We start from the raw sequence: 23,964 nt of genomic DNA on the forward strand, positions 1-23,964 counted from the left end.
ATTCAGAAGGAGTGCTTTCCATGAAGGAAAAATCGCGCTGGCTGGTCATTTTCTTCTGTTTTCTGGCAATTGCAGTGAACTACATCGACCGCGCCAATCTCGCGGTCGCCGCGCCGCACATCATGAAGGACCTTGGCATTGGTCCTGCTGCCATGGGGCTGCTGCTGAGCGGCTTCTTCTGGACTTACGCCGTGATGCAACTGCCCTACGGCTGGTTCGTCGACCGGGCCGGCGCGCGCATCGCGTTGCCATTCGCCGTGGGCTGGTGGTCGGTGTTCACCGCGGCCACCGCGGTCGCGGGAGGCTTCGCGGCGATGTTCGGCTGCCGGCTGATGCTCGGCGCGGGCGAGGCGGGCGCGTATCCATCGTGCGCAAAGCTCGTTAGCCAGTGGTTTTCGCGCGAACAACGCGCGCTCGCCACGAGCATATTCGACAGCGGCTCGCGTGTGGGCTCCGCGCTGTCGCTGCCGCTCGTCGCCGCGATCATGGCCGCATGGGGCTGGAAGGCGTCGTTTGTGATTACCGGTGCGCTCGGGCTCGTGTGGATCGTGGGCTGGGTCGCGCTGTATCGTGAGCCTGAGGCCCGCGCCGCACTCGATCAGCCGCGCGCCCCCGTGCCCGCCGCCGCCTCGATACGCTGGAGCGGGTTGTTCCGCTACCGCACCGTGTGGGGCATGATGCTGGGCTTCTTCTGCCTGAACTTCGTGATTTACTTCTTCATTACGTGGTTCCCGAGCTATCTCGTGGAAGCGCGCGGGTTCTCGCTCAAGTCGCTTGGCACGCTCGGCACTTTGCCCGCCATTGCCTCGATACCCGGAGGCTGGCTGGGCGGCTGGCTTTCCGACACACTGGTGAAGCGCGGCTGGAGCCTGACGGCCGCGCGCAAGACGTGCATTGTCGGCGGCATGCTGCTTTCGTCCGTAATCACGCTCACCGGCATTGTTCAGGATATCTATGTAATGCTCGCACTCTTCGCGATTGCTTATGGAAGCCTCGCGGCCGCCGCGGCCAGCATCTGGTCGCTGCCTGCCGACGTCGCGCCCACGCCACGGCACGTCGCTTCGCTGGCGGGCATCCAGAACTTCGCATCGAATCTCGCAGGTATCGCGCTTACGACGTTTACAGGTGTGATGCTGCAAATCACGCGCGGCTCCTTCACGATTCCGCTCGTTGTCGCCGGCGGGTTTTGCGTGCTCGGCGCGTTGAGCTATCTTGTGATTGTCGGACGTGTCGAGCCGCTGCAGGCGCCCGAGGCCAGCGGTGTCGACGAATCGGCTTACGCGCCGCGCGCCTGAGCGCCGCCTCTTACTCCGTTGCCATACAGGGTCACGTCCATGTCGAATGCCACTGCTGCAAAAAATTCAGAAGTCGTTATCGAGGCTCGTGCGCTGCATGCCTTCGTCGTCGCCATATGGTGCGCGGCCGGCAGCGAGGCGCGCGAGGCGACGCTGGTTGCCGACCATCTCGTCGAGGCGAATCTCGCGGGGCACGACTCACACGGTGTGGGCATGATCCCGCGCTATATGCTGGCGTGCCGCGAAGGCGAGCTCAAACTGAACGCGCACGCGCAGGTCGTGCGCGACGCGGGCGCGGTGCTCACGATCGAAGCCGCGCGCGGCTTCGGGCAAGTCACGGCGTTCGAAGCGATGGAGCACGGCATCGAGCGTGCGAAGTCGCTCGGCGTGTGCGCGCTCGGCCTGCGCAATGCCCATCACATCGGACGTATCGGGCACTGGGCGGAGCAATGCGCGCGCGCCGGGCTCGTGTCGTTCCACTTCGTCAACGTCGCGGGCGATCCGCTCGTCGCGCCGTTCGGCGGCATTGACCGGCGCTTCGGCACCAATCCGTTCTGCGCGGCATTTCCGCTCGAGGGGCGCACGCCGCTGGTGCTCGACTTCGCCACGAGCGCGATTGCCGCAGGCAAGGTGCGCGTGGCCTACAACAAAGGCGTGGATGTGCCGGCCGACGCGTTGATCGACAGCGACGGCCGCCCCACGCGCGACCCCGGCGCGCTGTTCAGCGATACGCAGCATGGCGCGCTGCGCGCATTCGGCGGCGCGGTGGCGGGGCACAAGGGTTCGGGGCTTGCCGCGATGTGCGAGATTCTGGCGGGCGCGCTCTCGGGCGGCTTCACGACGCGCGAGCAAACCATCGTCTCCACGCACGCGATCGTCAATTGCATGATGTCGGTGATCGTCGATCCGGCGGCGTTCGACGCGCCATCGCGCGAGTACGAAGCACTGGCGTTTGTCGAGTGGCTAAAGGCCACGCGGCGCGCGGCGGGTGTCGATGAGATCCTGCTGCCCGGCGAACGCGAGGACGCGACACGGCGTGCGCGCGAGGCGCACGGCATTCCGGTGGATGCGACGAGCTGGGCGCAGATTGTCGATGCCGCGCGAATGGCGGGCGTGACTGATGCACAAATCGCGGCGTGCGAGCGCAACTCGCGCTAACGACCTGCTAACGACGTGCCGCTCACTCGTCGCACTTCACCTCGTTGCTGGGCGCGACGATGATCACGGGATAGGTTCCGCGATCGAGTTCCACGCGCACGACGATAGCGGTGGTAGCAGGGTCGCTATTGTCGTACACGCTCACCTTCTCGTTCTTCAATAGCGTGACGCCCGTGCAGCCGGACGCGTGGCTGTCGTCGTCGGCGACCTTGCATTGAATCTCGTTGTCCTTGAGGTAGCGGATTCGGTCGCGCTCCGGCGTGGCCAGATAGTCGCGCACGCTTTGCGCCGAGCCCGCAACGCCGGTCACGTAACCGATTGCGCAATCGCGCTTCGAATTCGAATCGCCCGACGATGTTTGAGCAAGTGCGGGAGTGGCGGCCAGAGCGATGGCAGCGAGGACGCACGAGAGGGTGAGGCACTTCATGAGTGTTCTTTGGCCGCAAAAGTGGAATCGCCGATTTTAACGCTTTCGCCATTGCGCGATCAGGCCAGGCGCGCCGCTTGGCGGCTGGCAGGGAACCCGGTCCGGCGTATCGGCGTACCGCCAGCCTGGCGGTTGCGCCTGCCGCGGCTAGCGTAGCTCGCCTCAAGCGGCAAGCGCTGCATCGACCGCGGCCACGTATTGCTGGAAGCCGGCCTGCAACAGCACGGTTCGCACGCGCGCAAGCTCGGATCGCGCGGCTTCGTCGGCAGGCTCGTGCAGGGCGCGCGCGAGCGCGCGTCCGCGCGCCGCGAACAGGTCGGCCCAGGGCAGCGGTTCGCGCCGCGTGTAGTCCTCTAGTGCTCCCACATAGCGCAGCACGCCGGCCGGATCGCGAGCCGCCAGCATCGCTTCGATCGCGTCGCGGTAGAACCAGAGGTGGTTGTGGCCGACCGCGCCGAGGCGCAGAAGATCCTCGCCTTCTGCCAGGAGCCGCGTCCTTTCGTCATTTTCGTCGACTGCGAGGGAGAGGGCGCCCAGGGCCTTCGGCGCGCAGAACTGCGTGCCCACTTCGCGCGAGATCGCAAGCGCCTCACGAAGCGCTTTGAGGGCTTCGTCGCGGCATCCATCGGCGAGCCAGGCACGCCCCTGCATTTCCAGGTTCTGCGCTTCGAACCGGCGTGCGCCCAATTGCCGGATCACGCGCCTTTCCTGCTCCAGATGGACCTGTATCGCCTGCATATCGCCTAGCTCGTAGCTGGCGAACACGCCGAGCGTCTCGCCTAGCAATTGCGCGCGCGGCTGCCCGATCAGCTCAGCGGCGCGCACGGCGGCAACGGCGTCTTCACGCGCCTGCCGCGGGTCGTTCAGATAAATGCGGCTGAAGCCCTGCATCGACCGATTGGCGACTTCGATCTGGCCGCACCCGTGCTCGCGGCTCAACGTCACGCAATCGCTGAAATGGCGGAACGCGGTCCGCATCCGCCCTTGCGCGTACGCGGCGTCGGCGAGACCGCCTAGCGCGCGGGCCTCTGCCTCCGGCAGGCCGAGGCGCCGCGCATAATCGAGTCCGCGTTCGTGCTCGATGCTGCAGGCATCGATCTTTCCGAGCGGAAAATAGATGTTGCCGCGCAGATAGTGAAGGCTTGCGAGCTCGGCCACCCGGTCGTCGCGCTCCGCGATCCGCTGCGCAGCGTCGAGCAGGTCTAGCGCTTCGTCGAGACCTTCGCTCACACGCAGGCCTTCCGCGAGCCCGAGCTGGCAGCGGCACAGACTGGCGTCGTCGGGGGCGGCCGCCAGCGCCGCGCGCCAGGTAGTAATCGATCCCGCGATGTCGCCGAGGTCGCGCTGGAGCTCGCCCTTGCAACAGCTCAGGGTGTGGCGGTCCGCCTCGGTCTGCGCGATCTCGAGGCCACGCTCGGCGAGGCGCAGCGCGGCTTCGAGCAGGTGGGCCGTGCGCTGCGCGAGCGCGGCGGCCAGATAGGCCTGCGGCGCGCGTTCGTCGTCGGCGCGGTCGAGATGCTGGGCGTGCAGCGTGGGGTCGCCGTGCGCGAACCAGTCGGCCGCGCAGCGGTGCAGCTCGCGCCGGCGCGCGCGCAGCAGTGTCGAATAGGCGCTCTCCTGGATCAGTGCATGGGCGAACAGGAACTCCTCGCCTTCTGGCAACACGAGCGCATTGGCGAGCAGGCCGTCGCAGATGTAGCCGGGATCGTCGATGAGCCGCCGCAACAAGGCGATGTCGAAACGCTGGCCAATCACGGCGGCCGCCTGGAAGGCGAGGCGGTCGCGCCGCGCGAGCCGGTCCATCCGCGCGAGCACCAGGCTGCGGATCGAGGCGGGCACGGCGCTGCCGCTGCCTTCCTCGACGTTGCGCAATAGCTGCTCGAGGAACAGCGGGTTGCCGCCCGCGCGCTCGATGCAGGCGAGCGCGACACGCTGCGTCGCGTCGATGAAGTTGCCCGCGAGGCTCAGTGCCTCGTCCTGGCGCAATGGCCCGAGGTCGATCGTCGCGAACGGGGTGTTGCGGCAGCGCGCGCGCCACGTCGCATCGATCGGATCGCCTTCTACGCGCGAGGTCGTCACGAGCAGGCCCGGGCCGTTCGCGATGCCGGAGGCGAAGGCCGAGAGATAGTCGAGCACTTCGGGGTCGGCCCAATGCAGGTCTTCTACGACGATCAGCGTTGCGGCCTGCCTGCAGGCGTCGTCGGTCAGTCTCGCGGCGAGCGCCTGCTTGCCGCGCTTGCGCGCGCCGTGGTCCATCGCGTCGTAGAAGGCTCGCCACTCGTTGGCGAGCGGCAGGTCGAGGAGGTCGTGGAGAAACGCCTGCTGCTCGGCCTTGACGACGCCTTCATCGGCGAGACGCGCGGCGGCGGCCTGCCGCGCGTCGCTCGAAGCGCCGGCCGGCAGGCCGAGCAGGCTGCCGACGATCGTGTGCACGGGATCCTGCCCCTTGCCCACGCCGAAATCGAGCACAAGGCCCCGATGGATCTCGAAGCCCTGCGACTGCGCGTGGCGGCGCATCTCGTCGACGAGACGCGTCTTGCCAATGCCCGCTTCGCCACGCACATGAACGATGTGGCCGGCCCGCCTCGCGACGCACGCATGGACGATACCGTGAAACTGCTCGAGCTCGGCCTGGCGTCCGACGAAGCGGCTCTGACTCGCCTTCGCCGATTCGCTCGCCGGGTCGCTCGACATCGCGCGCAGCCGCCATGCGCGCACCGGCGTGTCGATGCCCTTGAAGCGCTGCTCGCCGAGCGCGTCGCAGACGGCGGCGTCGCCGAGCGCGCGCGCCACGTCATCGGAAAGCCAGGTCTCGCCGGCCGCCGCCGCGGCCTCGAGCCGCGCAGCCAGGTTCACCGGATTGCCGGTCACGGTGTAATCCCGCGCATCGACGCAGCCGAGCGCGCCGGCGACGACCTCACCGCTCGCGATGCCGATATGCGCCTGCAACGTCCGAGCCGCCTGCGCGCTCAGCTGCGTCAGCGCCTCATGGATGTCGAGCGCCGCGCGGGCCGCGCGCAGTGTGTCCGTCTCGTGCGCGCGGGGCGCGCCGAACAGCGCCATCACCGCGTCGCCGATGTGCCGGTCGGTCGTGCCGCCATAGGCAAGCACGATCCCGTCGACGAGCGCCGTGAAGCGGCCGATCAGCGCTCGCACCTCTTCCGGATCGAGGGTACGCGAGAGCGCGGTGAAGCCGCAGAGGTCCGCGAAGAGGATCGTGACCTGCCTGCGCTCGTCCGCGGGGATGTCCAGAGCGTCGGGTGCGTTCGGCGCCTGCGCCACCGGCAGAGCCGCTGCAGGCAGATCCCGCGCGGCGGCAGCGAGGATGCGTTTACGGTGGCCGAGCGACTGCACCCCGAGTTCCCTCAGGTCCGCGTCGGTCAGCTGCGCGAGCAGCGACAGATCGATATCGTTTGCCGCGAACGCTTGCGCGTACTGCTCAAGTCCCAGGGCGTGCAGCCATTGCTCGATATCCATGTTCGCCGCCTGGATCCAATGACGGTTGCCTGATGCGAACCGCCGCGAGCCTGTCGGGGATCGTGCCGATGAATATCCAGTGTAGACGCGCGCCACGGACCGCGTATGGCCTGCGTACGGCGTTTGACAGGCTTTCGATTGCGGACGGATACTGGATCGCTCCCCATCGCGCCTCGCGCATTCCACTGAGCATTCACGTGAAGCCGGGCAACACCGCTACCGTCGCCGACGCCCCGCCGCGCTCGCGTGTCGCGGCGCTGCCCGGCGATCTGGCGGCTGGGGCGGTATCGGCGCTTGTCATGCTGTGCTACGCGATGAGCCTCGGCACGATGATCTTCAGCGCCGATCTTGCCCGCTACGCGATGCTCGGCGTGCCCACTGCGCTCGTCAGCTGTGTCGTCACGGCGCTCGTGATTGCCTTGACAAGCTCAATGCGCCTGAACATCGGCGGCCCCGACAGCAATGCGGCTGCGTTTCTCGCGGGTGTGGCGGCAGGCGTTGCGAGCAGCGTGCGTGCGGACGGCGGCTCCCCGCAAACGCTCCTGCTCACCGTGCTGATCGCCATCGCGCTGTGTTCGCTCGTGACCGGCGTCGTGCTCTACGCGATCGGTTCTTCGAAGCGCAGCCGCTCGCTGCAGTTTCTGCCTTACCCAGTCCTCGGCGGTTTCCTTGCCGGCACCGGCTATCTGCTCCTCGCGGGCGCGTTCCGCGTCATGACGGGCGAGCCCCTGCACTGGCGCACGCTCGCGCTGTTGACACATCTTCATTGGCTCGCGTGGCTGCCCGCACTCGTCGTCGGCGTGCTGGCCACAGTCCTGATGCGCACCTGGAAGCACGTTGCAGCGCTGCCGCTCACGCTGGCCTTCGGGATCCTCCTTTTCTACGTTCTGCTGCGCGCCGCGGGCCTGTCGATTGACGAAGCGCGCGGCATGGGGCTGCTGCTGCCGCGCGTGGCGCTGCGGCTCACGGGGATTCCGGAGTTGCACTTGCGCGCGCAGCTCGCGCAGGGCGGCATCGACTGGACGGCGATCGCTGCCCACCTTCCGGAGAGCCTCGTGGTCACGTCGGTCTCGGCAATCACGATCCTGATGAATTCGACGGCAATCGGCGCGGCCACGGGCGAGGAAGTCGATCTCAACCGCGAGATGCGGGCCGCGGGCCTCGCCAATCTCGCGAGCGGGCTGTTAGGCGGAATGGTGGGTTATCAATCGTTCAATCGCTCGATGCTCAATGCGCGCGTTGGCGCGACGAGCCGGATGGCGGGCGTGTTCGCATCGCTCGCGTGCCTCGTCGTGCTGGCGGTGTCGCCCGGATTCGTCGCGCTCTTTCCCGTGCCGGTGCTGGTCGGCCTCCAGCTGTTCATGGGGCTGCGCCTCATCGTGCAGTGGGTTGTCGGCGCATGGACGAAGCTCGCCTGGTACGAGTACCTGCTCGTGCCCGTCATTCTCGGCACGATCGCCGCCTGGGGCGTGATTATCGGCGTAGGCGCAGGCGTGATCGCTGCGTGCATGATGTTCACGCTGCTCTACGGCCGGGTGAGTTGCATACGCATGGAGTTCGACCTTCGCACCCGGACATCGAATGTCGAGCGAAACATAGAGGATACCGAAGCGTTGCGCGGACTCGGCGCACAGGTGTGCGGTATGTGCCTGCAAGGGTTTCTTTTTTTCGGCACGGCCAATTCCATCCTTCAACGCATACGAGAGCGGCTCGCCGCGCGCGATCCCGTGCTGGTTCGATTCGTCGTGCTCGACTTCGCGTCGACTCAAGGCATAGACGCGTCGGTATCGATCAGCTTCGTCAAGCTGCGGCAGCTCTGCGCGACGATGGGCGCCGACTTGATTTTGACCGCGCTGCCGCCGCGCTCGCGCGATCTGCTGACGAAAACCGGTACGCTCAATCTGCGGATTCGTGAATTCGACACGCTCGATGCGGGCCTGGAATGGGTGGAAGACCAACTGCTCGGCGCTAGCGCGTTCGCGCCGAAGCTCGGTGACGACCTTAACGCGTTGCTCGCGCCGCATTTCACGGCCAGCGCGCTGAACACGCTCTCCAGCCGGCTCGAAGTGCACGATCTGCAAGCGGGCGAGGCGCTGTTTCTTCGTGGGGATCCGGGCGACGCGCTGTACATCATCGAGCGCGGGCGGCTCGCCGTTTCGCTGCCGCTCGGAACCGGGCGGTCGGTGCGGCTGCGCGTGTGTCTCCCGGGTACGGTCATCGGGGAAATGGCCATGTACACGCAGCAGCCTCGCAGCGCGGACGTGTTCGCCGAGGTGCCAACGCGGGTGCGCAGGTTGTCGCTGGCCGCGCTCGTTGCGCTCGAGCAGGACAATCCCCCAGCCGCTCAGCAGTTTCATCGCTTTCTGGTGAAGGTGATTGCATCGCGCCTCGCCCTCGCCACGGAGGCCCTGCGCGCGGCCTACTGAGCGGTGGGAGTCTGCCAGTCGCGTACGCGTTCAGTCACATCTTCATGCGGGTGATCATCAAGCGATATCCGGGACGTTTCCGGCAAGGACATACCGCCAACCAGTGCCAGCAGCGAGACAGCGATCAGGTAGAAAGCGGGAGAGATGTTGTTGCCCGTCGTTTCGATCAGCCAGGTGGCAACCAGCGGCGCCGTTCCGCCAAAGATCGTATAGGCCAGGTTGTACGTGATGGCTGAAGCGGTATAACGAGTCCGGGTCGGAAAGACCTCGGATAGCAGTGCCGCCGTGACTACACCCGACAACACCGCTCCGATCGCAAGCATGGCTGCGCCAACCAGGGCGGAGCGAAAATCCCCAGACCCTCCCAGCACGAAAGAAGGGTAAACAGCGGCGATCAGGATGGCGCATACCGTGAATACGGATTTTCGTCTTCCAACTGCGTCCGAGTAGAGGCCGGCAAGCGGGCAGATTGCCGCGGCGAATACCAGCGCAATCACCGTGATCAATAATGCGCTCGCCCGGCTCAGATGACCCACCACTTGCAGATACGTGGCGAAGTAGGTCGTAAATGTATAGAAGGAGAGCGCAGTCACGGACACAAAGGCCCCAAGGCGCAGAATCGCGCTTGCCTGGGTCTTGAGTGTTTCACGCAGTGGGGCGTGGGCCAGGTCGTGATCGTGTTCGACTGCGGCAAACGACGGTGTTTCGCCAAGGCGCGTGCGCAGATACAGTCCGACCAGGCCGATAGGTGCCGCAGCGATGAACGGGACTCTCCACCCCCAACTGCTCATCGCCTCTGCCGACAACATGGCGTCCAGTCCGGATGCCACAACGGCGGCGCTCGCGAATGACAGGAAGGTGGAGACCGGAAGAAAGCTTCCGTATCGCGCGCGCTGGTGCTTCGGCGCATGTTCCATCAGATACGCGCACGCGCCTGCGTACTCTCCGCCGGCGGAAAAACCTTGCACGCATCGTACTATCGCGAGCAGCGAGGGTGCGAGCATGCCGACCGATGCGTAGGTCGGCAGGAAGCCGATTACCGTCGTTGCACCTGCCATGATCAAAATGGTCAGCGCGAGCGTTTTCTTGCGACCTACCCTGTCTCCCACTACACCGAAGAAGATCCCGCCGAGCGGTCTGAATGCAAAAGCGACGGCGAAAACCGCGAAGGTCTTCATCAACGCGATCGCGGGGTCGCCATTCGGGAAGAATTGATGAGTCAGCAGCGTCGCCAAAAATCCGTAAACGGCAAAGTCGAACCATTCGACAAAATTGCCTACCGCAGCGGCGATGATCACCTTGCGAAGCGTCTTTGAGTCCACTTCTGGCTGATACGCTTTCATGTTCTGGCCGTCCCTTATGCGTTGAATAAGGTGTGCGTATCACCATGAATGGCAAAGCCACTTGAGGCGAGCGGTTTAACGCTGAAGTCGCACGGTATGTATTTGCACAGTTAATGCGACCATAAATGCCGTTCCTAGAACGAAGCCGACATGGTGACGCTCCTGAAGCGACATCCGACTGCGCTGTCGCGCGATGGCAAGACAAGGCCGCTTTTTGAATGGCTTTTTTCAGCGAAAGCAAGTTGGTTCCGGTCGATTGACAACTGCCTTTCGATTCATGGCGAGGGCGACTCGACACCGAGGTATCGCATTCGCCAGGCGCATGCCGTAGCCGATCCCGACAGGCAACCGATTCGCATACCTGATTTCATGCGAGCGCTAGCCTCAGATCGGTCGTAAGATAGCAGCGAGGTCAGTGAGTAGCGCGTCGACACGCAAGTCCGACTGCGCGGACTCGGATCTGTCTGCACCAAAAGACAGGTTATGGCACGCGCGGTAATGACGGCTCCAGCTGAAAATGTCAGACGAAACGCTCGAAACGGACTATCTCGTGGTCGGTGCGGGAGCCGCCGGGATGGCATTTGCCGACGCGTTGCTTACCCATTCCGACGCCACAGTGACCCTTGTCGATCGCCGCCACGCGCCCGGCGGACACTGGATCGACGCTTATCCCTACGTCCGCCTCCATCAGCCGTCCGCATTTTATGGGGTGAGTTCGGTGCCGCTTGGACGGGATATCGTCGATACGGCAGGGACGAATGCCGGCTACTACGAGCTGGCCGGGGCAGACGAGATTCGCGCTTACTTCGCGCACGTCATGCACGACCGCTTTCTGCCGGGCGGGCGCGTGCGCTACTTTCCCAGCAGTGAGTACCTTGGGGATGACCGTTTCGTGTCGCGGTTCGGGCAACGGTCATGGAAGGTTCGAGTGCGGCGCAAAATCGTAGACACGACCTATCTCGAAGGCGCGGTGCCCGCAACGAGCGCGCCCCCTTTCGAAGTGGCAGACGGCGTTTGCTGCGTGCCTGCGGGTGATATCGCGCGCATCACGCAGCGGCCTGAGCGTTTCGTTGTCATCGGTGCAGGCAAGACCGCCCTCGACACCTGCGTGTGGCTGCTCGAACAGAACGTGTCCCCGTCGTCCATCCGCTGGATCAAGCCCCGGGAGGCCTGGTGGATGAACCGCCGGTTCCAGCAGCCGCTGGCACAGCTTCCGGGTTCGTACCGCGGCATGGCGATTCAGCTCGAGGCCATGGCACAGGCCACTTCCATTGAAGATCTCTTTGCTCGGCTCGAAGCGGAGGAGGTCTTCCTTCGCGTTGACCGCGGCGTCGCACCCAGCATGTTTCGCGGAGCAGTGATCAGCGAGGGTGAACTGGAGCGCTTGCGCAAGATCGAGGATGTCGTTCGTCTCGGTCACGTACGCAGGATCGAGCGCGATGAGATCGTCCTCGACGGGGGAAGCATCCCGACAAGCGAAGCTTCGGTGCATATCCATTGTTCGGCGAGAGGGTTGGCGCGCCGTCCCCTGCGGCCGATCTTCGAGGCCGGTCGGGTGACAGTGCAGCCTTTCCTGTGGGGGTTCGTCTGCTACCAGTTCGCCATGCTTGGCGTGATTGAGGCCCTCGTGGCGAGCGACGAAGACAAGAACCGACTCTGTGCGCCGATCGCCTATTGGGATGAGAACGCGGACTACCTCAGCGCTTTCCTCTCGACTCTCGCGCACGAGCGCGCCCGGTTGGCCTGGCCGGCGCTGGCGGGCTGGGCAAAGGAAACCCGGCTTAATCCGTTCGGCGCAATCGGACACTATCGCGATGCGCCGGATGTTATCGACGCGCGCGAGCGCATCAAGCACCACGCGGCGACGGCGGCTGGCAACCTCGCACGGCTCCTCACGACGAACGCCCGTCAAGCGCAACAAGCCCCTCTCCGTTCGGAAGAGTGAAGTGCATATCGCTGATCGCTCTGGAGCGGGATATTTAGTTATCCGAATTGCTTCGCTTTAGCCTGCCTCGCGTGCCGCGCCGGCAGTCTGCCACTAACCCGCAAACCTGCAAGAAGTGCCAACCGGGATGCGGGTTCATGATACAAGATCAGGCAAACGCAAAAGGTCATCTAATGCTGTTTGCGTTAGACGGCGATCGAACCATGTCCCGGCGCGGTTTTCGAAGTGAGTGCTAGTCGCGCGCTGGCTATAACCGCTAAGATCGACGTGGAATTGACAGTGCCAAGCGACCATCAAACCAGAAACGCGCAATGGACCGAATCGACGCCATGAAGGTTTTCGTCGCCACGCTCGACGAGGGAAGTCTCGCGGGCGCGGGGCGCCGGCTGGGCCGCTCGCCCGCGGCGGTGAGCCGGGCCATTGCGTTTCTGGAGGAGCACACGGGCACGCCGCTCCTGTACCGCACCACTCGCACGCTCCGGCTGAGCGATGCCGGCGAGCGCTATGCGCTGGCGTGCCGGCGCATTCTCGCCGATCTCGAGGAGGCCGACCTGCTCGCCGCCGACGAGCGCTCCGCGCCGCGCGGGCTCCTCGGCGTAACGGCGGCGGTGGCCGTGGGCGAAGAGGTGCTGCGCCCGATGGTCGAGGAATTCATCGACCGCAACCCCGAGGTGTCGATCCGCCTGCACCTGCTCGACCGGCCCGCGAGCCTGATCGACGAGGGCATCGACGTGGCGTTGCGCATTGCGCATTTGCAGGACTCCACGCTCGTCGCCATTCCGGTGGGCGAGGTGCGGCGCGTGGTGGTCGCTTCGCCCGACTATCTCGCCACGCATCCGGCCATTAAGACGCCCGCCGATCTCGCGAGCCACCCGATCATTTCGATGACGCATTTCGGGCTCGACTCGTGGAGTTTCCCGGCGGCGCGCCAGACGGCGCTGCCCCAGGTCGTGCAGTTCTCGCCGCGCTTCATCGTGAACACGATCCGCGCGGCGCGGGCTTCGGCCGTGGCGGGGCATGGCGTCACGCGGCTTTTTTCCTACCACGTCGCCGAAGAGGTCGAGGCGGGCAGGCTCAAGATCGTCCTGCGCGACAGCGAGCATGCGCCGCTGCCCGCGCATCTCGTCACGCCGCACGGGCGCCTTTCGGTGCCCAAGGTGCGCGGTTTCGTCGATTTCGCCGCGCCCCGGCTGCGCGACTACTTCGAGCAGGCCCGGCGCATTACGGACGCCGATTGAGCGACATCGACCTGGGCGACATTCGCTCATTCATGCGCCGCGCGGAAGAATGACTTCCGTATCGCGGCGATTCTCTCGCCGTGCGATCTAACCTAAACTGGCTCCCATCTTCAGCAGGTGTTTCATTGCCTCGCTTGCAGGGAGTGGTAATGCATCAAGCCGTCTCGAATCCGTCCGCGCCTGCCGCCTGCAACGTCTGGCGGGGCACGCTCGCCGGGGCTAGCGCAAGCCTCATCGGCATTGGCCTCACGCGTTTCGCCTACAGGCCGCTATTGCCCGCCATCATCGGCCGCACGCTGTTTCCCGCCTCGACCGCCGTCTGCCTCGGCGTGGCGGCGCTCGTGCTCGCGCTGTGTGTCGATCTCCTCTCCGCGTTGAGGGCCAAGTGAATACCACCACCGTATCTTCTTCTCCCGCCGCTGCGCCGCGGCAGACAACGCCTCAGCCGCGCGGCTATTCGGAGCGCAATGCGCAGTACTGGCAGCGCAATCTCGTTGTGTGCGTGATCGGCTCGTTCACGACGCTCGTGAGCCTCAGCATGCTGCTGCCGTTCCTGCCGATCTATGTGCGGCAACTCGGCGTGACCTCGCAGTCCGCCGTCATTCAATGGTCGGGCGTTGCATTCGGCGCGACCTTCCTCGGCACGGCGGTTACCGCGCCAATCTGGGGGCGCCTCGCCGACCGCTATGGCCGCAAGCCCATGCTCGTGCGCGCGGCGATCGGCATGGCCGTGGTGATGTCGTTGATCGGCGTGGCGCACAATGTGTACGAGCTCGTCGCGCTGCGTCTGATCGCCGGTCTCGTGGGGGGCTATGCGTCGGCTTCCACCGTGATGGTCGGCACCCAGGCGCCGCGCGAGCGCGCGGGCTGGGCGCTCGGCATTCTGTCCACGGGCGCGCTCGCGGGCAATCTCATCGGGCCGCTGGTGGGCGGCGTGCTGCCAGGCTGGATCGGCATTCGTGGCACCTTTTTCGCCGGCGGCGCGATGATCGCCGCGGCGGCGCTGCTGACCATCTTCGTGGTGAAGGAAGAGTTTCATCCGGAAAGCGACGCGAAATCGCACGCCAGCAGTGCAGCGGCCGGTTCAGGCGGTAGCGCGCGCCGTCCCGACTATGCGGTCGTGGCCGCGCTGCTCGTGACCGCGATGATGGTGCTGCTCGCCAACATGTCGATCGAACCCGTCATCACGGTTTATATCGGCAGTCTGGGCGTGGGCGCGGCGCATCTCGCGCGCGTGGCGGGCGTGGTCATGGCATGCTCGGCGCTTGGCAGCATGCTCACGGCGGCGCGCCTTGGCGCCCTGGCCGACCGCTTCGGGAGCTGGCGCGTCATCATCGTGTGCCTCGTGCTCACGGGGCTCGCGATGGTGCCGCAAGCGTTCGTCACGCACTGGTGGCAACTCGCGGGCCTGCGCGTGGTGATGGGCATGACGATCGCGGGGCTCTTGCCTTCGATCGGCAAGCTCGCGCGGCAATCGGTAGACGAAAGCCAAACGGGCCGCTTGCTCGGGTATTTGCAATCGGCGCAATTCAGCGGCCAGGTGGTGGGCCCGGTGATCGGCGGTGTGATCGGCGTTCACTTCGGCCTGCACGCCGTGTTCTTCGTGACCGGCGCGCTGCTGGTCGCATGCGGTGGACTCGCGCACTGGGCGCAGCGCCGCGCTCACGCTTGAAACGGGAACGGATCCGGAGGGAACGCAACATGAGCACTCAAGTGGACGAACGGGCGTTGCTGCGCTCGCTCGGCATTCAAAAGCCGATCATTCAGGCGCCCATGGCGGGCACCAGCACGCCGGCGCTGGCCGCCGCCGTGTCGAACGCGGGTGCGCTCGGCTCGCTGGGCGTGGCCGCGATGAACGCGGAGAACGCGCGCAAGGCAATCCGCCAGACCCGCGAGCTGACGGCCAAACCGTTCAACGTCAACGTGTTCTGCCATCGCCCGGCCACGCCCGATGCGGCCGTTGAGCGCGCGTGGCTGGACTGGCTCGCGCCGGTGTTCCAGCAATACGGCGCAACGCCGCCGCAATCGCTCTCGGAGATCTACACGAGCTTCGTCGTGGACAAGGCGATGCAGAGCATGCTGCTGGAAGAGAAGCCCGCGGTGGTGAGCTTCCATTTCGGCCTGCCGCCCGATGCGGTGATCGCCGAACTCAAGCACGCGGGCATCCGTTTGTTTGCGAGCGCAACGAATCTCGATGAAGCGGCCGCGGCCGTGGAGGCAGGCGTGGATGCGATCGTCGCGCAGGGTGTGGAGGCGGGCGGCCATCGCGGCGTGTTCGACCAGAACGCCCGCGATGACGGCCTCGGCACGTTCGCGCTCACGCGCCTGCTGGTGAGCGAATTCGACGTGCCCGTGATCGCCGCGGGCGGCATCATGGATGGCGCCGGCATCGCCGCCGCGCTTGCGCTGGGCGCGCAGGCGGCGCAACTGGGCACGGCGTTCGTGGCCAGCCCGGAGAGTGCGGCCGACGAGGGCTATCGCGCCGCCTTGCTCGGCGACGCGGCGCGGCATACCACGTTCACTTCGGCTATTTCGGGGCGCATTGCGCGCGGCATCGTCAACCGGTTTACCGCGCTTGGCGAGGACCCGAAGGCGCCGCGCATTCCGTCCTACCCGATCACCTACGACGCGGGCAAATCCCTGATCGCGGCTGCGAAGGCCAAGGGCGAATTCGGCTACGGCGCGCAGTGGGCGGGCCAGGCCGCGCCGCTCGCGCGCGCGTTGCCGGCGGCGGAACTGGTGGCGCAACTGGAGCGCGAGACGCGCGAGAGCATCGCGCGGTTGCAGTCCGTATGGGGTTGAGCGGGATTTAACGGCTGCAAACGGAAACGGAAACGGAAACGGAAACGGAAACGGAAACGGAAACGGAAATATTGGCACGCGCGATGGATGCGCGTGCCAATGTTTCGTTACCCGGCGGGAAAAACGCTTTCAGGCGGACACGATCTGCGCGATCACCACGAGTTCGACGGGCAGGTTGAGTGGCAGTTGCGAATGCGAGAATGCGGAGCGCGCATGTCCGGCCTTCTCGCCGAGCACGGCCGCGAAGAGATCCGACGCGGCGTCGAGGACGGCAGGCTGTTCGAGAAAGCCTTCGGCGCTGCTCACGTGGCCTTCCATGCGCACGATGTGATGCAGACGCTCGAAGCTGCCCAGGTGGCGCTTGATCTGCGCGAGCACGTTCAAGGCAGCGAGCTGCGCGGCCTCGCGGCCTTCTTCGAGCGTCAACTCTGCGCCCACGCGTCCGGTGCAGCGCAGCTTGCCATCGGCAAGCGGCCCCTGACCGGAGATGAAGAGCAGATTGCCCGCCTCGGAAACGGCCGTGTAGTTGCCGAGCGGTTGCGGCGCGGTGGGCAGGGCGAGACCGAGATCGGCAAGTTTTTGTTCGACGGACACGACGTTCTCCTCGAGTGGTGATGAGCATTCGGCTCATGTTGGAGCCTTCAGAATAGAGCTAAAACAACAGGCGCGAACAGGAACAGTCAGGAGAAAACGGGCATGCAACGCAAATTCGACGATCTGCTGCTGGGCAGCATTGAACTGTTCTGCCAGGCGGCGGAACTGGGCAGCTTCACGCTGGCGGCCAATGCGGCGAGCGTCACGCCCGCGGCGGTGAGCCGCTCCGTGGCGCGGCTCGAAGAGCGGCTCGGCGTGCGCCTCTTCGTGCGCACGACGCGCCAGATCCGCCTGACCGATGCGGGGCGACGCTACTTCGAGCAGTGCCGCCAGGCGCTGTCGCAACTCGTGGACGCCGAGCGCGAAGTCACGGGCGAGCAGACCACACCGGCTGGCGTGCTGCGCATCAGCATGCCGACGCCCTACGGGCACTATCGCGTGCTGCCGCTGCTGCCGGCGTTTCGCGAACGCTATCCAGAGGTGCAGGTCGACACGCACCTGAGCAACCGCAACATCGACTTCGCCGACGAAGGCTTCGATCTCGCGATTCGCGGGCGTGCGCCCGCCGATTCCAACCTGGTGGCGCGCAAGCTGGAAGACGCGGAGATGGTGGTCGTGGCAACGCCCGCTTATCTGAAGCGTGCGGGTACGCCGAAGACCGTGGCCGATCTGCAGTCGCACGAATGCATACAGTTCGAACTGCCAAGTAGTGGGCGGCATCTCGCCTGGACGTTCGAGGGCAATGCCAATGAGGATGGCGATGTGGTCACGAGCGGAAGTTATGGAACCTCCGGCGACGCGCTCGCCGGCGTGACCCTCGCGCGCGCGGGGGCGGGGCTCTTTCAGACGTATCGCTTCGTGGTGGCGGACGACCTGCGCGAGGGCCGGCTCGTGGAGGTGCTGCGCGACGAGGGTGGACGTACCCGTCCGTTCATTCTGCTCTATCCGCACGCGCGCTATTTGACCTCGCGCGTGCGGGCCTTTGTGGATTTTCTGGTCGAGCAGTTGGCGGCGCCGGCTGCCGCGCCGCGCGCGAAGCGCGCGCAGTAAGGGGCCGCGAGAACAAATCGCAAGCGGCACAACATTGCAGCGCGATCAACGGAATAGCCTCGCTTCTGGATCGTTTACGCAAAACGCGGGGCGCGCGAAGCATGGTGGGTTCACCGGCCGCGCGAGTCTTCCTGGCGTTCCGGATCGTCCCCGCGAGAAGGAGGTGTCAGATGGAAGCTTCTCGCTCGTTGTCTGCATGTCGTTCATACATCGGCAGGAACCGCGCGGCGTTCGTGCCGCGACTGCGTCACCTCGCGTTGGGCGCGGGGCTCTTCGCCCTTTCGCTGGGCGCTGTTCGCGCCGACGCCCAGCAAGCGATCCTGCCGCCGGCATTCGCGACTTCGTCGACTGTGCCGTCCAATGGCGATGTCAATCCGTACGGCATCGCGTTCGTACCGGCCGGCGTGCCGTCGTGGAGCACGCTCAAGCCCGGCGACGTGGTGGTGTCCAACTTCAATGCGCAATCGAATCTGCAAGGCACCGGCACGACGATCGTGAAGATCGTTCCCAATAGCCAGCCGGTGACCTTTTTCGCGGGACACAACCTCGGTCTCACGACGGCGCTCGCCGTGCTGAGAAGCGGCTTCGTGCTGGTGGGCAACGTGCCGACCGCCGACGGCAAGAACGTCATCGCGCCGGGCTCGCTTCTCGTCATCAATCCGCAGGGGCGGCTCGTCAAGGAACTGAAAGATGCGCGGCTGCTCGACGGCCCCTGGGACCTCACCGTGATCGACGGCGGGCAAGTCGTGAAGGTCTTCGTCTCGGACGTGCTGAACGGCACGGTCGCGAGAATCGACCTCGCGATCGGCGAGAACGGTGTGACGGAGTTGCCGAGCTCGACGATCGTCGCATCGGGCTATCTGCATCGCACCGATCCAGCGGCGCTGGTCGTCGGCCCGACGGGGCTCGCCTACGATGGCCAGCGCGACGTGCTCTATGTCGCCTCGACCGGCGACAACGCGGTGTTCGCCATTTACGGCGCGGCGGGTGCGAGCCATAGCGGCGGAGTGGGAAGGCTGATCTATCAGGACAACACCCACCTGCACGGACCGCTTGCTCTTGCGCTTGCACCCAACGGGCATCTCGTCACGGCCAACGGCGACGCCGTGAACGCCGACCCGCAACAGCCGAGCGAAATCGTCGAATTCACCGTGGATGGACAATTCGTCGCGCAAATGTCGGTCGATCCCACGGCGGGTTCTGCGTTCGGGCTGGCATTTGGCATGGACAGCCAGCACCACTTGCAGTTTGCCGCCGTGGACGACAGCACCAATACGGCAACGGTCTGGACGTTGCGTCCGGATAACTGATAAACAACACCGCAGCGTCATTGGCCACGCCCCGCTCCGACACTTCGGAGCAGGGCGGCCAATGTCGATTGCCTGGCGTACCGAAATAATGTCAGGGCTTCACGGTGTGCCACATGTCTTTGAAGCCATCGCCGTTCATCTGTCCGGCGTGTGTGTCCTTCGCGTAGCGGTAGAGGGGGTGGCCCTTGTAGGTCCATTGATGCTTCCCGTCTGCGGAAGCGATCAACCCCCAGTCGCCGCTGGCCTTGTCGTAAGGGTCGGCGAGCGCGGCCGGCCACATGGTTGCGCACGCACCGGCGCAGGCGCTTTTGCCCTGCACGGTATCCTTGTCGAACGTATAGAGCGTCATGCCGTCGTCGTCTACGACCATGCCGTTGGCCACTTTCGGCGCTTCCGCGAACACCGCGATGGGCAGAACGCAAGCCATGGCGCACAACAAGATTCTGATCATGATTTCAGTCCTCTAAAAAACCCCGCCGGGATACGTGATAAACGGCTGACGGCGGGCTTTCTTCCATTTTCGATTCGCCATTGGGAACAGCCTCGCGGCTCGTGACATCTATTTCCTCGAAGGCTGGTGAAGCGGCCGCCGCTCATCGAGGAGCGTCGTATGAACCCCATCAGGATGCTGCGAACCGCATCGTCGCCGCGGTGCTGGCCAGGCTGCGGCGTCTTTAGGACGCAACTAGCGCGGTATTCGCATCGCCGCCCGCTCGCCCATTCGTTCGCTGCCGCACAAACGCGGGCAGATCGCGCACGTTGAGCAGCCGGGCCGAAACCGGATGCGGCATACTGCAAACCGCACCACGCATTTGCCTTCACAGAGAGCCGCGATGATCTTTCGCCAGCTTTTCGACCCTGTGTCGTCCACCTATACCTACCTGCTCGGCGACCCCGAAAGCGGCGAGGCGCTGCTGATCGACCCTGTCTACGAGCAGGTGCCGCGCGACCTGGCGCTGCTGCAGGAACTGGGCCTGCGTTTGCAAACGACGCTCGACACCCATGTGCACGCCGATCATGTGACGGGCGCGTGGCGCTTGCGCGAGCGCAGCGGCAGCGAGATCGCGCTCGCCGACGTGGTGGGCGCGCAGGGCGTGAGCCGCCCGCTGCGGCACGGGGATCGTATCGCTTTCGGCAACCGGTATCTGGAAGCGCGCGCCACGCCCGGCCACACCAGCGGCTGCCTGACCTACGTGCTCGACGACGCGAGCATGGCCTTCACCGGCGACAGCCTGTTGATACGCGGCTGCGGCCGCACCGATTTTCAGGGCGGCAGCGCGGAGCAGCTTTTCACTTCTGTGCGCGAGCAGATCCTCACGCTGCCAGGCGACTGCTTGCTCTACCCGGCGCACGACTATCGCGGCATCACAGTGACGAGCGTGGCCGAAGAGCGGCGCTTCAATCCGCGCCTGGGTGGCGACGTCGATCTCGGCGACTTCGCGGGCTACATGCACAACCTGAATTTGCCGCATCCCAAGCAGATGGCCGTCGCGGTGCCCGCCAACCTGCGCTGCGGCAAGCCCGAAGGCGAGGCGCCGAGCCAGGAAACGCCCGACTGGGCGCCGCTCACACTGCGTTTTAGCGGCGTGTGGGAAATCGAGCCCATGGCGCTGCTGGAGCATGCGGCCGCGCTGCAGATCGTCGACGTACGCGAGGCGCCCGAGTTCATCGACCGTCTCGGTCATCTGCCCGATGCGAAGCTCGTGCCGCTCTCGCAACTGATGGCCCGCATCGACGAGCTCGATCGCGACCGGCCGGTCGTGGCAGTGTGCCGCTCCGGCGTGCGCTCCGCGCAGGCGAGTGTATTGCTGACCAAGGCGGGCTTCGGCAAGGTGGCCAATCTCGCTGGCGGCATGTTGCGCTGGAAGGCCGAGGGATTGCCTGTCGCGCCGTGCAGTCCTTGATGACGCCCTGGAGGAGACGAACATGACAGCCCACGACTTCGCCGAATTTTCCTGGGACGAACAGGAGGACGTCAAGGCTGTGCTCGCCAGCCGGGGCCTCGACCTGCGCGAGTTCCGGATCTCGGACCACGAGAAAACCGCTGCTGCCGGCGAGCGCGCGGCGATCCGGCAGGTCTCCGTCACACGCATCGCCAACGGCAAGACGGCCACCTACGACACCGACCACTTCGCCCCGTGGATCACGGATTTCGACGAAGCGCTGCAGGCCGGCGAGTTCGACGACTGAACCCGGTGAGCGGGCGCCGGCAACACCGGGAGCGCGTACCGTCCTGCGCGCATGGCTGGCGTACACTCGTGCCCTTGGGAAAGGAACCGGGAACGAGGAGCGAGGCTTGCCATGACGAACGCGACGGTGACTGAGGGCCGGAACGATCACTGGCTAGTCGCGCGGCGCGATGCGCAGACGGGCATCGAGAGTTTGCGCGCGCATTTCAGCGGCCACGCCTACGATCCCCACGATCACGACGACATGCTGATCGGCTATACGGAGCAGGGGGTGCAGCGCTTTCAGTGTCACCGGTCGCTGCATACGAGCGTGCCGGGCCGGGCGATCCTGATCGAGCCGGGTGCGCTGCACGACGGCCACGCGCCCGAACCGGGCGGCTTCACCTACGCGATGTTGTATCTGCCGCAGCCGTGGGTCGAGCATGCGGCGCGCAGGCTGAACATCGCGGGCCTGGCAGGCGTGGAAGCCGCTTTCGGCCAGACGCTCGTTGACGATCCGCGCCTGACCCATGCAATCCGCCACGCATTTCTCGCGCTATACGGCGAGGAAGGCCGGCTCGCGCGCGACGAGGCGCTCGACCGCTTGCTGGAGCAGCTGGGCGGCCATCTGCTTGCTACGACCGCAGCGGCGACTCCGGCGCCGCCCGCGCTGGCCCGCGTGCGCGATCTGCTGCACGCGCACATGGGCGCGAACATCGGGCTCGACGAACTCGTCGATAGCTCGGGCATCGACCGGTTTCGTTTGACGCGCCTGTTCCAGCGCGAGTTCGGGACGTCGCCCCATGCGTACCTGGTGCGCTTGCGTCTGCGCGCCGCGCGCAGGCTGCTGGCGGCGGGGCGCACGCCGGCCCAGGTCGCCGCGGAAGTCGGATTCGCGGACCAGAGCCATTTGGGACGCTGGTTTCGCCGCGCATACCGCATGACGCCGGCCACCTACCGGCGCATGTGCGAGGACAGGTTGGACTAAAGGTCTGCGCTACCGGCTCAACGCGGCCTGGGCCCGTTGCAGCCACTCGCTGTTGTGCTCGCGGGCGTGGCGCGGCCAGTGCTTTGCGTCGTGCACGATATCGGCGTAAAGCTCGCGCGAGCGCTGGCGGTCGGCGTCGCCGGGCTGCTTTGCCAGCCAGTCGGCGAAGAGGCAACGCGGGGCGGCGTCGCTCGCGCACGAGAGCGCGGCTTCGAACGCGGCGCGCGCGCCCGCTGCGCCATTGGCGGCGAGTGCCCGTGCATACAGCAAGGCCGGATCCGGCTGCTGGCGGGCGACTGGCTGCACAGCGAACAGCTTTTCCAGCGTCTCTTGCGTGGCCGCGGCATTGCCGTTGGCAAACTGCGCGCGCGCGAGGCCTTCGAGCAAGGCGGGATCGGATGCGAACGGCCCCGTGGCCGCCGCCTGGTAATGCTCCAGCGCTTCGGCGGCATTGCCCGCGTCGAGCAGCGCCGCGCCCAGCCGCATCCGGTGCGCGACGGTCGGCGCGCGGTCGAAATCCGTGCGCGCCTCGCGCACCGCGCGGTTCGGATCGACCAGTTGCGAGAGGGCCCGGCCAGTCGCCCTCGCCCCGCGCGACTGGCGCAGGCTCGGCAAATAAATCACGAAGAAGTAGACGAGGCTGCCAAGCCCGGGGAAAAGAAACAGGATCAGCAGCCAGTACATGTTCTGCTGGTTGCGAATGGCATGCACTGCAAAGAGCAGGGCGATGATGACGTAAAGGCTGATTCCGAAAATGCGCATTGACGAAAGGGTCCGTTGTGGTGCGTTGCCGGTGTGTGGTTGTGCGCGTCGTCGAATTGACCTGAAGCTCGCAGATCAATGGCGACGTTTGTGCAGTTTGCGCTGCAGCGACTCCATCCTTTCAATGATACCCGCCGGCAGCTTGCGTTCCCTCGCAATCGCCACACTGTCGCGGCCTTTCGGATCGGCAATGGACGGATCGGCTCCGGCGTCGATCAGCATGGCGAGGGTCGCGAGCCGTTTGAGCCGCGCGGCATAGAAGAGCGGCGTTTCGCCGTGCGCCTTGAGGTTCAGCTCGGGCCGCGCCTCCAGCAACGCGCGGCAGACCTCTTCGTCGTCGCGCCATACCGCGGCCCACAGCGAATAGCTGGCGTTGGCGCCTTGCTTGAGAAGGAACTCGACGAGCGGGAAATTTTCTCCACGCGCCACGGCGTACCAAAGCGGCGTGGCGCGAAAGTCCCCCTCGTCCTCGTCCATTGGCACCGCCCGTTCGAGATCCGCGCCTGCGCCGAGCAGAACCTTGACGGTGGCGATGCCGTTCGACTCGAGAAGCGCGGCGCTGCTGCCCGGCTTGACTGCGCACGCCCGGTGCAACGCAGTGTGGCCTTGCGGATCGCTCGCTTCGACGAGCTCGGGCGCGGCTGCGCATAGCGCTGCCACCGCTTCCCGGTCCCACATGCGGGCTGCGGAAAATAAGGCTGTCCTCGATGGCTTTGTCATGATTCCGCCGCATTGGAGCAACCGCCAGATTGTTGTGAATTCTAGCCGTGTCGTTCGATGAGCGCTCTTTTGTTGGTTCGCGTCATTTATGCGACTACAAAAAACACACGTTGCGCGTGCATCGATTTGTGCAAGAGCTTGTTGCGTCTTCTGCCTCTAATGCGTGCGCAGCCCGAGCCGTTATTCGCAGTTACTCTCGCAGTGCGTGCCCGCAATGGCGGGGTGCCGCTTGCTCAGGCACGCTCCTCAAAATATTAGAAG

General features: G+C 65.6%; 20 protein-coding genes. 13 read left to right on the forward strand and 7 right to left on the reverse strand.

The features are described 5' to 3' along the window. The first annotated feature begins 20 nt into the window (after positions 1–20). Both JMY28_RS05445 and JMY28_RS05450 read left to right on the forward strand, forming a co-directional pair. Positions 21–1,295, forward strand: coding sequence for an MFS transporter (locus JMY28_RS05445; RefSeq protein ID WP_201694875.1), 1,275 nt, complete (start codon positions 21–23; stop codon positions 1,293–1,295). Positions 1,296–1,334: 39 nt separating this feature from the next. Beyond that, complete coding sequence (locus JMY28_RS05450; RefSeq protein WP_201694876.1) at positions 1,335–2,453, forward strand: malate/lactate/ureidoglycolate dehydrogenase; 1,119 nt, start codon at positions 1,335–1,337, stop codon at positions 2,451–2,453. A 22-nt stretch (positions 2,454–2,475) separates the two neighbouring features. On the opposite strand, the gene JMY28_RS05455 is transcribed toward JMY28_RS05450, so the two are convergent. After that, positions 2,476–2,880 (reverse strand): hypothetical protein, encoded by a 405-nt coding sequence (locus JMY28_RS05455; RefSeq protein WP_201694877.1) that lies wholly within the window; start codon positions 2,878–2,880, stop codon positions 2,476–2,478. Between the two features lie 162 nt (positions 2,881–3,042). Continuing rightward, positions 3,043–6,357, reverse strand: a complete 3,315-nt coding sequence (locus JMY28_RS05460) for an adenylate/guanylate cyclase domain-containing protein (protein ID WP_201694878.1) — start codon at positions 6,355–6,357, stop codon at positions 3,043–3,045. 197 nt (positions 6,358–6,554) lie between these two features. Between JMY28_RS05460 and JMY28_RS05465 the strand changes: the two genes are divergently transcribed. Next, positions 6,555–8,783 (forward strand): SulP family inorganic anion transporter, encoded by a 2,229-nt coding sequence (locus JMY28_RS05465; RefSeq protein ID WP_201695191.1) that lies wholly within the window; start codon positions 6,555–6,557, stop codon positions 8,781–8,783. Here the strand turns inward: JMY28_RS05465 and JMY28_RS05470 are convergent. After that, positions 8,777–10,126 (reverse strand): MFS transporter, encoded by a 1,350-nt coding sequence (locus JMY28_RS05470; protein ID WP_201694879.1) that lies wholly within the window; start codon positions 10,124–10,126, stop codon positions 8,777–8,779. The genes JMY28_RS05465 and JMY28_RS05470 overlap by 7 nt on opposite strands. 517 nt (positions 10,127–10,643) lie before the next feature. Between JMY28_RS05470 and JMY28_RS05475 the strand changes: the two genes are divergently transcribed. The 5 genes from JMY28_RS05475 to JMY28_RS05495 all read left to right on the forward strand — a co-directional run bounded on the left by JMY28_RS05475 (position 10,644) and on the right by JMY28_RS05495 (position 16,111). Next, positions 10,644–12,071, forward strand: a complete 1,428-nt coding sequence (locus JMY28_RS05475; RefSeq protein WP_201694880.1) for an NAD(P)-binding protein — start codon at positions 10,644–10,646, stop codon at positions 12,069–12,071. A gap of 311 nt (positions 12,072–12,382) precedes the next feature. Then, on the forward strand, positions 12,383–13,309 hold the full coding sequence (locus JMY28_RS05480; RefSeq protein WP_201694881.1) for a LysR family transcriptional regulator: 927 nt from the start codon (positions 12,383–12,385) through the stop codon (positions 13,307–13,309). Positions 13,310–13,458: 149 nt separating this feature from the next. Further along, a complete protein-coding gene (locus tag JMY28_RS05485; RefSeq protein ID WP_407945468.1) occupies positions 13,459–13,698 on the forward strand; it encodes a hypothetical protein in 240 nt (79 codons plus the stop codon). Then, a complete protein-coding gene (locus JMY28_RS05490; RefSeq protein WP_201694882.1) occupies positions 13,695–14,981 on the forward strand; it encodes an MFS transporter in 1,287 nt (428 codons plus the stop codon). The genes JMY28_RS05485 and JMY28_RS05490 overlap by 4 nt, the downstream gene beginning before the upstream one ends. 29 nt (positions 14,982–15,010) lie before the next feature. Continuing rightward, complete coding sequence (locus tag JMY28_RS05495; RefSeq protein WP_201694883.1) at positions 15,011–16,111, forward strand: NAD(P)H-dependent flavin oxidoreductase; 1,101 nt, start codon at positions 15,011–15,013, stop codon at positions 16,109–16,111. Between the two features lie 129 nt (positions 16,112–16,240). On the opposite strand, the gene JMY28_RS05500 is transcribed toward JMY28_RS05495, so the two are convergent. Beyond that, positions 16,241–16,705, reverse strand: a complete 465-nt coding sequence (locus JMY28_RS05500; RefSeq protein WP_201694884.1) for a RidA family protein — start codon at positions 16,703–16,705, stop codon at positions 16,241–16,243. Positions 16,706–16,807: 102 nt separating this feature from the next. On the opposite strand from JMY28_RS05500, the gene JMY28_RS05505 reads away from it, so the two are divergent. Both JMY28_RS05505 and JMY28_RS05510 read left to right on the forward strand, forming a co-directional pair. Then, on the forward strand, positions 16,808–17,755 hold the full coding sequence (locus JMY28_RS05505; RefSeq protein WP_201694885.1) for a LysR family transcriptional regulator: 948 nt from the start codon (positions 16,808–16,810) through the stop codon (positions 17,753–17,755). 170 nt (positions 17,756–17,925) lie between these two features. Next, positions 17,926–19,065, forward strand: a complete 1,140-nt coding sequence (locus JMY28_RS05510) for an NHL repeat-containing protein (RefSeq protein WP_236596707.1) — start codon at positions 17,926–17,928, stop codon at positions 19,063–19,065. A gap of 91 nt (positions 19,066–19,156) precedes the next feature. Here JMY28_RS05510 and JMY28_RS05515 read toward each other — a convergent pair whose 3' ends face one another. Further along, positions 19,157–19,516, reverse strand: a complete 360-nt coding sequence (locus JMY28_RS05515; protein ID WP_201694886.1) for a COG4315 family predicted lipoprotein — start codon at positions 19,514–19,516, stop codon at positions 19,157–19,159. Positions 19,517–19,898: 382 nt separating this feature from the next. Between JMY28_RS05515 and JMY28_RS05520 the strand changes: the two genes are divergently transcribed. The 3 genes from JMY28_RS05520 (at position 19,899) to JMY28_RS05530 (ending at position 22,221) form a co-directional block, all read left to right on the forward strand. Continuing rightward, positions 19,899–20,969, forward strand: coding sequence for a rhodanese-like domain-containing protein (locus JMY28_RS05520; RefSeq protein WP_201694887.1), 1,071 nt, complete (start codon positions 19,899–19,901; stop codon positions 20,967–20,969). A 22-nt stretch (positions 20,970–20,991) separates the two neighbouring features. Beyond that, on the forward strand, positions 20,992–21,255 hold the full coding sequence (locus JMY28_RS05525; RefSeq protein ID WP_201694888.1) for a hypothetical protein: 264 nt from the start codon (positions 20,992–20,994) through the stop codon (positions 21,253–21,255). 111 nt (positions 21,256–21,366) lie between these two features. Continuing rightward, positions 21,367–22,221 (forward strand): AraC family transcriptional regulator, encoded by an 855-nt coding sequence (locus tag JMY28_RS05530; protein WP_201694889.1) that lies wholly within the window; start codon positions 21,367–21,369, stop codon positions 22,219–22,221. Between the two features lie 9 nt (positions 22,222–22,230). Here the strand turns inward: JMY28_RS05530 and JMY28_RS05535 are convergent, their stop codons facing one another. Continuing rightward, a complete protein-coding gene (locus JMY28_RS05535; protein ID WP_201694890.1) occupies positions 22,231–22,983 on the reverse strand; it encodes a hypothetical protein in 753 nt (250 codons plus the stop codon). Between the two features lie 75 nt (positions 22,984–23,058). Further along, positions 23,059–23,661: an ankyrin repeat domain-containing protein gene (locus JMY28_RS05540; RefSeq protein WP_201694891.1), complete on the reverse strand. Its 603-nt coding sequence runs from the start codon at positions 23,659–23,661 to the stop codon at positions 23,059–23,061. Positions 23,662–23,964: the final 303 nt, after the last annotated feature.

The sequence above is a fragment of the Paraburkholderia hiiakae genome, assembly GCF_904848665.1.
Lineage (GTDB): Bacteria > Pseudomonadota > Gammaproteobacteria > Burkholderiales > Burkholderiaceae > Paraburkholderia > Paraburkholderia hiiakae.